The sequence below is a fragment of the Streptomyces sp. NPDC002790 genome (genome assembly GCF_040295505.1).
In the GTDB taxonomy this organism is placed as follows: Bacteria; Actinomycetota; Actinomycetes; order Streptomycetales; family Streptomycetaceae; genus Streptomyces.
Window position 1 is genome coordinate 1 of sequence record NZ_JBEOVM010000004.1, and the last position, 12,542, is coordinate 12,542.

Here is a 12,542-nt window from a genome sequence, read left to right on the forward strand (position 1 = left end):
CACCTTGGGGAAGACCAGCGCAGCGGCCGTCCCGTAGATGCCGAAGTCGTAGAACTCGATGACGGTGCCGATGAAACTCGCGGTCGCGACGCGTCCCATGCCCGGAGGGGACTTCGTTTCGGCTTCCGGATCCGGTGCCTCCACCGGCCCGAGTGTCTGTTCCTGTGGGTGCGTCATTGCATCTCCCTGTTGGTGACGCGGCGTCGTCGCCGGGTCAGGGTGCGGCCGCATGCCGCGCACGCTCTGCCGAGCGTCGGTCGGGAATCCCGCGGGTCGTGACCCTTCACTGACCACGAGAGTTCTGATATACGAACCAGAGGGCGTATCTGCGATTGACCGTATGGTTCGACCTGGGGTGTGTCAACGCTTGTGCGCGCGGGTTTTCCGTTGCGTAGCGGCAGGTTCGGCGTTGACAGTGCACGGTGGCGCCCATAGTCTCGCGACTGTAAATACGTACCATGGTTCGGATTTATGAACTCTCTGCTCGGAATGGGCGGCGCCTGAGCGGCCGCACAGAAGAAGGAGCTGAACCGTCATGACCCTTGACGCACGCATCGCGGTCCTTCCGCCCGGACAGCGGCGGCTGGAGATCCGGGACGTCACACTGGACGCGCTGGGGCCGTACGAAGTCGCGGTCGAGCAGCGGGCGTTCGGGGTCTGCCACAGTCAGCTGGACCGGATCTACGACGACTCACGAACCGAGCCGATGTTGCTCGGACACGAATCGATCGGCACGGTGGCGGCCGTGGGTGACCAGGTGCACTACGTGGCGCCCGGCGACGAGGTGCTGGTCACCTGGATTCCCCGGTCGCCGCTCGACGGCCGCCCACCCGTGCCCTCGCAGCTCGCCTTCGCCGGCGGGGACGTGGCCAAGACACACAACACGTTCACCTGGGGCACGCACGCCGTGGTCGACGAGCAGTATGTGGTCAAGGCGCCGAACGGCACGCCCGAGGACCTGGGATCGATCATCGGCTGCGCACTGATGACCGGGGCCGGAGCCGTCATGAACAGCGCCGAGGTCCGCCCGGGGCAGAGCGTCGCCATCTGGGGCGCCGGAGGTGTGGGGCTCTGTGCGATCGCCGGTGCCGCCATCCTGGGCGCCACACCGGTCATCGCCGTCGATGTCGACGACGACAAACTGAAGCTGGCGCGACAGTTCGGTGCGACGGAGGTGATCAACGCCAAGAAGACCGACGCGGTCGCGGCCATCCGCGCCCTCACCCCGCACGACGACGGCACACAGGGCGTCGACTATGCCTTCGACTGCACCGGCGTCGGCACGAACATCCCGGTGAGCCTCGCCTCCGTACGCCCCGGCATCCGGGGCGCAGGCATCCGTGGCGGCGCGGACGTCCTCGTGGGTATCCCGCGGGCCCCCTTCCCGCTGAACAGCATGGACCTGCTGAACGGGGAGAAGAGCCTGCTCGGCTGTGTAGGCGGCAGTTGTGCCCCGGCGCGCGACTTCGAGACCTTCGTCGACTGGACCCGTGACGGACGCTTCGACCCGAGCGCCCTGGTCACCGACCGGTTCACGCTGGACGAACTGAACGACGCCGTCGAGGCACTGCACGGCGGCCAGGTCCGCGGTCGCGCCGTTGTCGAACTCGGGGGCTGAGCCGATGAGCCAGGACTTGGGAGCCGCCCCTCAACTCCGCCATGCCGCAACGGCGTTCCGCACCTTCGCCGGTGAGGATGCTCTGGCCGCACTTCCCCGTGAACTCGACCGACACGGTGCGCGACGCGCGGTCATCGTGTGCGGGCCCTCGATCGTCAAGCACGCCGACGCCCTCGGCCGGGTCAGACACGTCCTGGGTGAGTACCTGGTGGGGCAGTTCGACGGCGTCGCCGAGCACAGTCCACTGCCTGTCGTGCGCCAGGCCCGGGACTTCCTCGCCGAGCACGACGCGGACGCCGTGATCGCTGTCGGCGGTGGCTCCGCGGTGGTCACCGCGCGGGCTGCGACCGTCCTGCTCGCCGAGAACCGGGACATCCGCGAACTGTGCACCCGGCGCGACAGGGGCGGCAGGCTGGTCAGCCCGCGCCTGACCGCGCCGAAGCTGCCCCAGTGGGTGGTGCCGAGCACCCCGACGACCGCGTACGCCAAGGCGGGAAGCGCGGTACGCGACCCCGACACCGGAGAGCGCCTCGCCCTGTACGACCCGAAGACCCGGGCGCAAGGCGTGGTGTTGGATCCGGCGATGGCGCTCACCGCACCGTCACGACTCGTTCGGGCGGCCGCGCTGAACGTGTACTCCATGGCTGTGGAGGGCCTCCAGTCGCGACAGGTCGATCCCTTGGCCGATGCGCAGCTGGCGCACGCCCTGCGCACGGTGGTGGCGTGGCTCCCGCAGTTGCGCACCGATCCGGACAGCGCCCGGCCGCGCCTGCAACTCATGCTGGCCGCCCTGATGAGCGGCCAGGGCAGCGACCACACCGACGGGGGCCTGGCACGGGCACTCTCGCACACCCTCGGGCCTCGCTCGGCCGCGGCCAACGGCGTCGTGGAGGCCCTCCTGCTGCCGCACGTCATCCGGTTCAACGGCGGCGCGATCGCTCCACGGATCGTCCAACTTGCAGAAATCCTCGGTCTCTCCGACCACACGCCGGACGCGGTGATCGGGAAGATCCAGCGGCAGTTGGAGGTGTTCGACGTTCCCGGGCGGCTGAGGGACGTCGGTGTCTCGCAACCGGATCTGGTCGAGTCGGTGGACCACGCCCTCGACGACTGGATCCTCACCTCGGCGCCGCGGGTCCCTGACCGGGTCCAAGCCCTCTCAGTGCTGTCCAACGCCTGGTAACAGCACCCGCCCATCAGTCTGTATGGAGGACCACATGAACCCGACGCCACCCGTATGGGGCGAAGAAATCGGTGTCGAGACGGTGCGGGGCACCGCCTTCCGCACGTACAAGGACCGCCCGCGCAGCATCGCGGGTCTGCTGGCCTTCGCCGATCGGTGGGGCGAGCGGGCGCACATCGCGCAAGGCGCCGAGGTCGTCACCTTCGCGGGTCTGCGCGACGCGGTCGCCGCCAAGGCGGCCGAACTCCAGAGCATTGCCCTGGGACGTGGCGACCAGGTCCTTCTGCTCGGCTGGAACAGCCCGGAGTGGATCATCAACTTCTGGGCCTGCGTCGAGGTCGGCGCGGTGCCGGTGCTCGCCAACGCCTGGTGGGGGAAGGCCGAACTCGCCGATGCTCTGGCGCTGTTGAGCCCCAAGCTGGTCCTGGCCGACGCGCGGGGCGCGGCGAATCTCCCGGCTGACGCCCCGACCGGGCGCTGGGCATGCGATGACCCGGCCACGGCCCCCCGGATCGCGCTCCCCGTCGAAAGCGGTGATGAGGACGAGGACGCGCCGGCCGTCGTCGTCTTCACCTCCGGAACGTCCGGCCGCCCCAAGGCGGTGGTGCTCTCGCATCGCTCGCTCCTGGCCGGACTGCACATGCTGCTGCACATCACGCGCCGGCTCCCGCACCAGGTCGTCGCGTCGACGGGGGACGCGGGCCTGCACACCGGGCCGATGTTCCACATCGGTGGTGTCCAGACACTCATCCGTGCCATCACAGTCGGTGACACCCTGGTCATGCCGTCCGGCAAGTTCGACGCGGGGGAGGCGCTGCGGCTCGTCGAGGAGTGGGGGATCAGCCGCTGGAGCGCCGTGCCGACGATGGTTGCCCGCGTCCTCGAGCACCCCGACGTACACAGCCGGGACCTGACGTCGCTGCGCTCGATCACGGTCGGCGGAGCCCCGGTGCACGGCGAGTTCCTGGACCGACTGCGAGCCGGACTGCCCGGTGTCGAACCGAGGGTGCCCACGGGCTACGGCCTCACCGAGAACGGCGGTCAGGCCACCGCGGCATCCGGCAAGGACACCACACGACTGCCTGGAACCAGCGGACGACCCCTGCCGTGCGTCGAGTTGAAGATTCTGGAATCCGCTGACGTCGGGGACGGCGAGATCCTGGTGAAGAGCCCCACTCAGATGGTCGGGTACTTCGGCCTGGACGAGTCACCCATCGACAGCGACGGCTGGCTGCACACCGGCGACCTCGGGCACATCGACGACGACGGCTACCTGTGGATCACGGGACGGGCCAAGGACATGATTATCCGCGGCGGCGAGAACATCGCCCCGGCCGCCGTCGAGGAGGCGCTCGCGGGGGTCCCCGGGGTGGTCGAATCCGCCGTGTTCGGAGTCCCGCACCCCGACCTCGGCGAAGAAGTGATGGCCGTGATCGCCATCGAGAACGGCCTGACGGAGCAGCGGCTGCGCGAGGAACTCCGCTCACGGCTCTCGTCCTTCGCCGTCCCGACCCGGTGGGATCTACGGGAAGAGACGCTGCCGACCAACCACTCCGGCAAGATCGACAAGAAGTCGCTCGCGGAAGAGGCCCGCGCGGCACTGACTGTGAAGGCAGGGGACGGATCATGAACGACATCGTGCGCGAGCAAGTGGCCGACCGGGTGGCCCTGTTGGAGCTGAACCGACCGCCCCACAACTTCGTCGACGAGAAGTCACTGACCGAACTGGCCGACGCGCTCCTGGCCTACGACGATGACGACGACGTCTCGTGCATCGTCCTGGCCGCCCAGGGCAAGCACTTCTGCGCGGGTGTCGACCTGCGCGGCATCGGAGCCGGGGGGATCCGCCGGTTCTACCGGCAGGCCCTGCGGATCTTCTCCGGGCGCAAGCCGGTCGTCGCCGCCCTGCACGGCGCCACGGTCGGCGGCGGACTCGGCCTCGCCATGGCCGCGGACTTCCGGGTCGCGGCCCCGAATGCCCGCCTGACCGCCAACTTCGCCCGGCTCGGTTTCCACCACGGCTTCGGCCTGAGCGTGACCCTGCCGAGGACTCTCGGCCAGCAGCGTGCGCTGGAACTGCTCTACACCGGGCGTTCCGTCAACGGCGAGGAAGCCGCCGGGCTGGGGCTGGTCGACCGGGTCGCCGATGATCCGCGCACCGAGGCCATCGACTTCGCCACGCAGATCGCAGCCTCCGCGCCCCTGTCGCTGCCGGCGATCCGGGCCACGATGCGTCGTGCAATGGTGGCCGAGGTGTCGGCGGCCCTCGACATCGAGGCGAACGCCCAGGCCGCACTGCTGGGGACGGCGGACTTCGCCGAAGGGATCGCCGCCTCCGTCGAGAAGCGGCAGCCGCACTTTACGAGTTCGTAATTATGAATTCCAGGTCGAGTTCCACTACATTTGGACGCGTGACAGACACGTCTTCAGCTCCCGACGCTTCCGACGACACCGGCCCCAAGAACCACCGGACCATCGACCGGGTGACCCAGATCCTGGAAGAGGTCGTCTATCACCCGGGCATCGGCTTCGCCGAGATCGCCCGGGCGCTGGGCGCCCCGAAGAGCTCGGTGCACGGCTTCATCCGGGGCCTGCAGGCCAAGGGGTGGCTGTACGAGGACAACCGCCGCTTCTACCTCGGCCCGGCGGTGTACGGCCTCACCCTGGCCAGCGGTCACATCCGCGCAGGGCAGGTGACACAAGCGGATCTGGACGCCCTGCACGAGGCGACCGGCCTCACCGTCTTCCTGGGCGTCGAGGCCGGCGATCACCTCATCTACATCGGCGAGTCGGGCACGGACGCGCTGACCGGATTCGCCGCCCGTAGCAACATTCGGCGGGCTCTCCTCAACACCGCCGGCGGCAAAGCCCTGTTGGTGGCACGCCCCGATGTCGAGCGTGAGTCCTATCTGCGGCGACAGCAGGCGGAGAACCCGGAACTCGTCTCGGAATTCCTCGCCGAGTTGGCCGACATCAGCAAGAGCCGAGTGGCCAAGAACTTTCGCCACCACGGTGCGCAGCAAGCCCTCGCCGCCGTTGTACGCAATCAGACGGGGGAGAGTGTCGGCGCGGCGATCCTCATCGGCCAGGCCTCCGCGATGAAGTCCCGCGAGGCGAAGCTGCGCAAGACGCTCCTCAAGCATGTCGACTCCTGGGGGTCGCACAAGGTGTCGGCCAGGGAACCGATCTGACCCGGGTGCGGCCTTCGACCCCGACCGTGTGAGCAATCCCGGTCGGGGTCGATTTGCACTGGTGGGTGTATCCGTCAATCGCCGAATGTGAGCACGAGTCGGCCCCGGGTGCCGCCTCGTGCCAGGCGACGGTGTGCCTCGGCGGCCTCGGCTGCCGGGTAGGTATCGGCCACCCGGGGTGTCACCTTGCCCGCCTCGACCAGCTCGCGCAGCCGGTCCAACTTGGGCCAGTCACGCACATAGTGGCGGACTCGCACTGGATGGAAGGTCACACCGTTAACCGGCTCTCCCACATAGTGGCGCACCGTGACCAGCCGTCCGCCCGGGCGCACCGCGCCGACCACTTTCTCGTTCAGTATCGCGCCGTCGGCAAGCCCGTCGACTCCTCCCGGCGTCGCAGTCAGGAAGTGGGCGGCCACGTCGTCGCCGCGCGGCACGACGACGTCGGCGCCGAGCTGTTCGACCAGTTCCCGGTCTTTGTCCGCGGCATCGGCCACCATCCGTAGCCCTTCCGCCCTCGCCAGCTGAATCACGTATCCGCCGTACATGCCGGCGGCACCGGTCACCGCGACGGTCTGCCCAGGTGTCAACTCCAGCTCGTCCAGGGTGATTGGCTGGGTCGACCCGGCGATGTCGTCCACACCCGCGGGCGTCCGGGTCACGGAGTCGGCGGGCAGCGTGATCTGCTCCGAGTAGGCGCCGTGCGAGCCGAGTGGAAAGACGATGCCCATCACGTGGTCGTCCACTGACAGGCCGGTGTCGGTGCCGGGGCCGATCTCCTCCAACACCCCGGCCAGTTCCATGCCGGGTACGTATGGCATCTCTTGGTCCCGCATCTCGTCCGCGCGCACCGGACCGGCGCGATGTGTCGGTGGGACTGACGGCGGCGGCGCGTACCCGAATCCGCACCTCCCCAGGGGCGGGTGCCGGGTCGGGCAACTCGACCTGGTGCAGCACCTCCGGGCCACCGAATTTGACATGACCGATCGCTTTCATGTCTTCCTCCTTGTAGCACTTCGCATGTGTGAGCAGCCCCCGGGAATGCGTTTGCTCGCCGCCCCACTGCCCTGTGACCTACACCTCGGTGTCGATGGGGGAGACCCGGTTCGGAGAGGAGTTCGAGGACGGCCGGTATGAATCCGGCTGGGGAGAGCGGTAGTTCGGGTCCGAGGTTTGCATCGACGGGCCACGGGGGAGCACGACCGCCGCTACGACGCCGAGGAACGACGCCGCCGCGGTGACGAGGAAGGCCGTCGTGTACGCGGTGCCGTCGGGAGTGCCGCCGGAAGACGGCGTGTAGGTGAGCATGATCGCCGAGATCGCGGCGCTGCCGACGGAGCCGCCGACCGTGCGCAGTACCTGGTTGAAGCTCGTCGCGCTGCCGGTCTCGGACGGCGGGACGTGGCGAACGATCAGGATGGGCATCACCGCGTACGCGGCACCCACACCGGTGCCGAGCAGGAACGTGCCGATGACGAGGACGGCGACGTGCTCGCGCCACAGGGCGAGCAGTAGCAGGTCGACGCAGACGACCAGCGCGCCCAGCGGCAGCACACGGTAGAGCCCGATGCGTGACACCAGTGCCGAAGCGGCCCGGTTGGCGGTGATGCTCCCCAGGGACATCGGCATCAGGACGAGTCCGGTGGCGGTGAGCGAGAGATGGAAACCGTAACCGGCCTCGGTGGGAACCTGTGTGAAGAGGTTGATCAGCGACAGGACCCCGTACATGCCGATGCCCATGAGCAGCGCGGTCGTGTTGGCCGCCAGGACCGCACGGTTGCGCAGCAGCCGGATGTCGACCAGCGGGTGCCGGGCGTGCAGCGCCTGCACGATCCACAAGGCGAGGACCACGGCGCCGGCGCCGAAGCAGCTTAGCGTTGCAGCTGATGTCACTCCCCAGGCCTCTCCCTGACTCAGTGCCAGCAGGATCGCGGCCAGGCCCGTGCACAGCAGAGTAGCCCCGATGATGTCGAGGGGACGCTGGGGGACCGAGGAGCCGGCTGGTGTCACGCGGGTGACCACGATGAGCGCGGCGGCGCTGAGCAGCGCTGCGAACCAGAATCCCGCTCGATAGTCGAGGTGTTGGGCGATCAGGCCCGTCACGGGGTAGCCGAGGCCCGCGCCGACCGACGTCGTGATGGAGAGCGCCGCGATTCCCGAGCGCATCCGTGACTCCGGGAGATGGTCCCGGGCCACGGCGATGGTCAGCGGCATCAGTCCCATGCCGAGGCCTTGCAGCGCGCGTCCCGCCAGCAGTAGACCGAACGACGGGGCAAGCGCCGCCAGAACGCTCCCGGCGAACACGCTCACGAGCGTTCCTTGAATGGCACCCTTCCGGCGCGGGCCGTCCCCAAGGCGGCCGAGGATGGGACCGGCGATCGCCCCAGCGAGCAATGTCGCGGTCAGAACCCACTGGGCGGCGCTCAGTGACACCTGTTGCTCACGGGCGATGGTCGGGACCATGGGGGCGCCCAATGTGCTGATCACAGAGACTGAGAGTGCCGTGAACATCAACGAGGCCAGGAGGGTGCGTGGTTGAGATTCCTTGCCCTGGCGCGTCTTCTTGTGGAACCCGGTCATGCTGCGGGCGTTCCTTCCATCGCTGGACGTCATCACCGATCAGCCCGGTGCGTATTTGAGAATGTTAGTTCGTGAATACGAACTCGACATTAGCATGTGCGGGGAGGGTGGCTTCATGGAGGGGTTGCGGAACGGCGCTTGTGCGCGTTGACCATGAGTGTGGGCGCCACCTATCGTGAACGTGCGTAATAGCGATTGTATATTCGGTATCGCGAACTGTGAGGTGTGATGCCAACGTCGGCGCAGGATGACATCGCCGAGGCGTACCGACGCCCCGAGGAACGGCCCACGCGACGGATCGAAGGATTCGCCGTCGCGGGCGGGGTCTGGGCGACGGCGGTGCCGTTTCCCAGCCCGCTGGCCTACTCGTACTCCTACGCGCTGCGCTATCCGGACGGGATCGTCGTCGTCGATCTCGGCTGGGACTCGGATGTGGCGTGGCATTCCCTTCTCGCCGGGCTCGAGCGCGCTGGTGCGAGCCTGGACGAGGTGAAGGGTGTCGTAGCTACGCATGCCCATCCCGACCACTACGGGCTCGCTTCCCGGATCCGGGAACGGACGTCGGCATGGATCGGGACGCACCTGGGCGAGCGCACGCAGATCCAGGTCGATGCAGAGGAGCGACGAGCCCGGCGGGCGGAGATCGCGGACTGGCTGCAGGAGTGCGGTGTACCCGGGCCCCTGCTCGCCGAACTGGATGGTGAACTTCGGGCACTCGACGCGGTGTTGCCCACGACGGCGCCGGACGTGGAGCTCCAGGAGGGTGTGCCGGTTCCCGGGACTGAGGGGGCCCTGATCCCCGTGCACACCCCTGGCCACACCGCGGGACATCTGTGCTTCCACGAGCGTGACCGGAACCTGCTGCTGACGGGTGACCACATCCTCCCGAAGGTGACACCGAACGTCGCGCGTCGGCCCGGTTCGGACCCCGATCCGTTGCGGGACTTCTTGGGCTCTCTGGGGCGTCTGGGATCTATTCGGGATCACACGCTGGTGCTCCCCGGCCACGAGTGGCCCTTCGACCGGCTGTCTGGTCGACTCGACTTCTTGCGGCAGCACCACGACGAGCGACTGGCGGAGATCGAGCGCGCCGTCGCGCTTGGACATGACACGGTGTGGAAGGTGGCGGAGTCGGTTTCCTGGGCACGGGACTTCGCCACGTTCACGCCACGCTCGCTGCGCTCCGCGCTCGCCGAGACCTCGGCGCACCTGCGGCGGCTGGGCGAACTCGGACGGATCAGGTGCGTCGGGGCCAGGCCGGAGCGTTGGGCTGCCGCCATGGTCGGCCGCTCGTAGGCGTGGTCCGTGCGGCCCGTGCACGGCGGTCAGATGACTCCGGTGTCACGTAGCGCGGTGATGCGGTCGGTGGACAGTCCGAGTTCTTCGGTGAGGACTTGGTCGGTGTGTTCGCCGAGGCCGCCGGGCCGGGTTGGTTCGACCATGGGGGAGTCGGAGAGAAAGAGGGGGCTGCCGAGGGTCATGAAGGAGCCTTGTTCGTCCTCGACGGTGCGCAGGACGCCGCGAGCCTGGACGTGCGGGTCGTCCAGGAGCTCCGGCAGAGTCACCACCGGCGCACACGGAATCTTGAGGTCGCCGAGCAGTCGCGTGAGGTCGTTCTTGGTGTGCGTGAGGGTCCAGCGCTCCACGATCTCGTCGAGGTCGTCCATGTGTGCGGCGCGGTCGGTCATGGTGGCGAACCGTGGGTCGTCGGCGGCTGGGTCGTTCAACTGCGCGCGCAGGCGCTGCCAGTGTGCCTCGGTGGGACACAGTAGGGCGACCCAACCGTCGGCCGTCCGGTAGGCGTTGTAGGGGGCGACGGCCATGGCCCCGTGGCGGTTGCCGGTGCGTTCGAAGGTGGTGTTCTTGCTGAGCAGTCCGGCGATATTGGATGTCAGGGACGGGACGACCGCATCCTGGAGGGCCACCTCGACGTGCTGCCCGCGTCCCGTGGTCGTTCGCTGGACGAGTGCCGCGAGCACCCCTGCGAGTGCGTGGGTGCCTGCCACGAAATCGACGATCGAGGGTCCGGTGCGTACGGGGCACCGTCTTGGAAGCCTGTGGTGGACATGATGGCGCTACGTGCCTGGATGGTGAGGTCCATGGCGGATTCGCCTGCGTAGGGGCCGAAGGAGCCGAAGCCGGTGCCCGTGGCCATGATCAAGCGGGGGTTGATCTCGCTGAGCTGGTCGTAGCCGAGGCCGAAGCGGTCCATGGCGCCGGGTGAGAGGTTTTGTACGAGGACGTCGGCGCCTTTGACGAGGTCGCGCAGGATGTCGGCGCCGTCGGGCTTGGTGAGGTCGAGACGGATGGTGCGCTTGCCGGAGTTCAGGAAGCGGAACTGGATGGGGTAACCGTCGTCATCGACGGTCGGCAGTCGCCGGTAGGGGTCGCCCTGAGGGGCTTCGACCTTGATGACATCGGCGCCGAGGCGGGCCATCAGCATGGTGCAGTACGGGGCGAAGTAGAACTGTCCGACACAGATCACCTTCACGCCTTCGAGGGCGGTCATGCACAGCCTCCGTCACATCGGGCGTAAGCGCGATGGCTTGCGCGTGGGTGATGCGGGCCGGCGGATCAGTCGGCCGGCGGGCTAGCGGATCACATGCGCGCGGTCCAGCGTGCGCAGTTCTTCCGCCGTGAAACCCCAGTCGGCGAGCGCCTTGTGGGTGTGTTCTCCGGGAGCCGGCGGGCCGGTCCTGAGTGTGGGCCGGGTCCGGCCGAACCGCGGGGCGGGGGCGGGTTGCGGTATGCCGCCGAGCTTCGGAAACCCGTCGCGCGCCTCGTGGTGCGGATGGCCGGCGACTTCACCGAGGCCGAGGACCGGAGAGAAGCAGCCGTCCACGTCAGCGAGCAGCGCGGTCCACTCCTCCCGGTTCCGGGTGGCGAACACCTCCTCCAGCCTGCGCCGGGTTTCGGGCCACTCGGTGCGGTCGACCGGCGAGACCGGAACGGTGATGCCGTCGCGGTTCAGGCCGATGGCGTCGAACAGTGCCTCCTGGAACTTCGGCTCGATCGCGCCGATGGCGATGTACCGGTGGTCCTTGGTCTCGTACACGTTGTAGAACGGCGCGCCGGAGTCGACGTAGTTCGTGCCGCGTTCGTCGTTCCAGGTACCCATCATTCGGCGGCCATGGAAGAGCGTCATCAGCAGCGACGCCCCGTCGATCATGGCGGCGTCGACGACCTGGCCCTGGCCGGAGACGCGTGCCTCAAGCAGGGCGCAGACGATTCCGAAGGCCAGCATCATGCCGCCGCCTGCGTAGTCGCCGATCAAGTTGAGTGGGATCGCAGGTGGCCCCCCTGCGTGCCCGATGGGGTCCAACGCCCCAGCCAATGCGATGTAGTTGATGTCGTGCCCGGCGGTGTGTGCCAGCGGGCCCGACTGGCCCCAGCCGGTCCCGCGCCCGTAGACGATCCGCGGATTGCGCTCCAGGCATGCGTCCGGGCCGATGCCGAGGCGTTCGGCGACGCCGGGCCGGTACCCCTCGTAGATCGCGTCCGCCTGCTCGACGAGCCGCAGCACGGTCTCTGTTCCCTGCTCGTGCTTGAGGTCCACGATCACGGAGCGCCGCCCGCGGTTGTACAGCTCCAAGCGGTGGTCGGGTGCCTGCGGCCGGGGTGGCGGATTCGGCCGATCCACCCTGAGGACCTCGGCGCCCATGTCGGACAGCAGCATGCCGGCGAAGGGGCCTGGCCCGCGTCCGGCGATCTCGATGACCCGGAGGCCGGTGAGCGGGCCGGAATCCATCCCGTACTCCTCCACGATCGACCAAGGCCGTATATGCGACCACTGGGACGTCATTACGGCGCAGCGTAAGTTGGACCCGGCTGGGGCTGTCAATGGGGCCGGAGCGTTTTCCGGTGTTGTCGGCCGGGCGTTCCTCGGACAACCCATTGACCTGGTGTGGCGGCCAGCTGTAGCTTCTCAATCGTAATAAGGGACACTGGTTCGTATATGCGATCACCGACG

At 68.3% G+C, this 12,542-nt stretch carries 9 protein-coding genes and 1 pseudogene; 6 read left to right on the forward strand and 4 right to left on the reverse strand.

Annotation, left to right across the window (positions count from 1 at the left end):
- The first annotated feature begins 535 nt into the window (after positions 1–535).
- Genes ABT004_RS03590 through ABT004_RS03610 form a run of 5 tightly spaced genes read left to right on the forward strand, consistent with a single transcriptional unit; the run spans position 536 to position 5,992 of the window.
- Positions 536–1,618, forward strand: a complete 1,083-nt coding sequence (locus ABT004_RS03590) for a zinc-binding dehydrogenase (RefSeq protein ID WP_351331180.1) — start codon at positions 536–538, stop codon at positions 1,616–1,618.
- Positions 1,619–1,622: 4 nt separating this feature from the next.
- Positions 1,623–2,801, forward strand: coding sequence for an iron-containing alcohol dehydrogenase family protein (locus ABT004_RS03595; RefSeq protein WP_351331181.1), 1,179 nt, complete (start codon positions 1,623–1,625; stop codon positions 2,799–2,801).
- A 34-nt stretch (positions 2,802–2,835) separates the two neighbouring features.
- Complete coding sequence (locus ABT004_RS03600; protein ID WP_351331182.1) at positions 2,836–4,431, forward strand: class I adenylate-forming enzyme family protein; 1,596 nt, start codon at positions 2,836–2,838, stop codon at positions 4,429–4,431.
- Entirely contained in the window at positions 4,428–5,174 is a 747-nt protein-coding gene (locus ABT004_RS03605; protein ID WP_351331183.1) for an enoyl-CoA hydratase/isomerase family protein, read from the forward strand. Before ABT004_RS03600 ends, ABT004_RS03605 begins: the two co-directional genes overlap by 4 nt.
- 38 nt (positions 5,175–5,212) lie before the next feature.
- On the forward strand, positions 5,213–5,992 hold the full coding sequence (locus ABT004_RS03610) for an IclR family transcriptional regulator (RefSeq protein WP_351331184.1): 780 nt from the start codon (positions 5,213–5,215) through the stop codon (positions 5,990–5,992).
- Positions 5,993–6,066: 74 nt separating this feature from the next.
- Here ABT004_RS03610 and ABT004_RS03615 read toward each other — a convergent pair whose 3' ends face one another.
- On the reverse strand, positions 6,067–6,795 hold the full coding sequence (locus ABT004_RS03615) for a zinc-binding dehydrogenase (RefSeq protein ID WP_351331185.1): 729 nt from the start codon (positions 6,793–6,795) through the stop codon (positions 6,067–6,069).
- A 271-nt stretch (positions 6,796–7,066) separates the two neighbouring features.
- On the reverse strand, positions 7,067–8,572 hold the full coding sequence (locus tag ABT004_RS03620) for an MFS transporter (RefSeq protein WP_351331186.1): 1,506 nt from the start codon (positions 8,570–8,572) through the stop codon (positions 7,067–7,069).
- A gap of 228 nt (positions 8,573–8,800) precedes the next feature.
- Here ABT004_RS03620 and ABT004_RS03625 point away from each other — a divergent pair, with 228 nt between their 5' ends.
- Entirely contained in the window at positions 8,801–9,868 is a 1,068-nt protein-coding gene (locus ABT004_RS03625) for an MBL fold metallo-hydrolase (RefSeq protein WP_351331187.1), read from the forward strand.
- A gap of 29 nt (positions 9,869–9,897) precedes the next feature.
- On the opposite strand, the pseudogene ABT004_RS03630 reads toward ABT004_RS03625, so the two are convergent.
- Positions 9,898–11,081 (reverse strand): annotated as a pseudogene (locus tag ABT004_RS03630) (CaiB/BaiF CoA transferase family protein).
- A gap of 81 nt (positions 11,082–11,162) precedes the next feature.
- Positions 11,163–12,320: a CaiB/BaiF CoA transferase family protein gene (locus ABT004_RS03635; RefSeq protein WP_351331188.1), complete on the reverse strand. Its 1,158-nt coding sequence runs from the start codon at positions 12,318–12,320 to the stop codon at positions 11,163–11,165.
- Positions 12,321–12,542: the final 222 nt, after the last annotated feature.

Excerpts from the sequence above, each read along its gene's own strand:
- ABT004_RS03590 (WP_351331180.1), top strand. The coding sequence starts at position 536 with ATGACCCTTGACGCACGCATCGCGGTCCTTCCGCCCGGACAGCGGCGG.
- ABT004_RS03595 (WP_351331181.1), top strand. The coding sequence starts at position 1,623 with ATGAGCCAGGACTTGGGAGCCGCCCCTCAACTCCGCCATGCCGCAACG.
- ABT004_RS03600 (WP_351331182.1), top strand. The coding sequence starts at position 2,836 with ATGAACCCGACGCCACCCGTATGGGGCGAAGAAATCGGTGTCGAGACG.
- ABT004_RS03605 (WP_351331183.1), top strand. The coding sequence starts at position 4,428 with ATGAACGACATCGTGCGCGAGCAAGTGGCCGACCGGGTGGCCCTGTTG.
- ABT004_RS03615 (WP_351331185.1), bottom strand. The coding sequence starts at position 6,795 with ATGGAACTGGCCGGGGTGTTGGAGGAGATCGGCCCCGGCACCGACACC.
- ABT004_RS03620 (WP_351331186.1), bottom strand. The coding sequence starts at position 8,572 with ATGACCGGGTTCCACAAGAAGACGCGCCAGGGCAAGGAATCTCAACCA.
- ABT004_RS03625 (WP_351331187.1), top strand. The coding sequence starts at position 8,801 with ATGCCAACGTCGGCGCAGGATGACATCGCCGAGGCGTACCGACGCCCC.
- ABT004_RS03635 (WP_351331188.1), bottom strand. The coding sequence starts at position 12,320 with ATGGATTCCGGCCCGCTCACCGGCCTCCGGGTCATCGAGATCGCCGGA.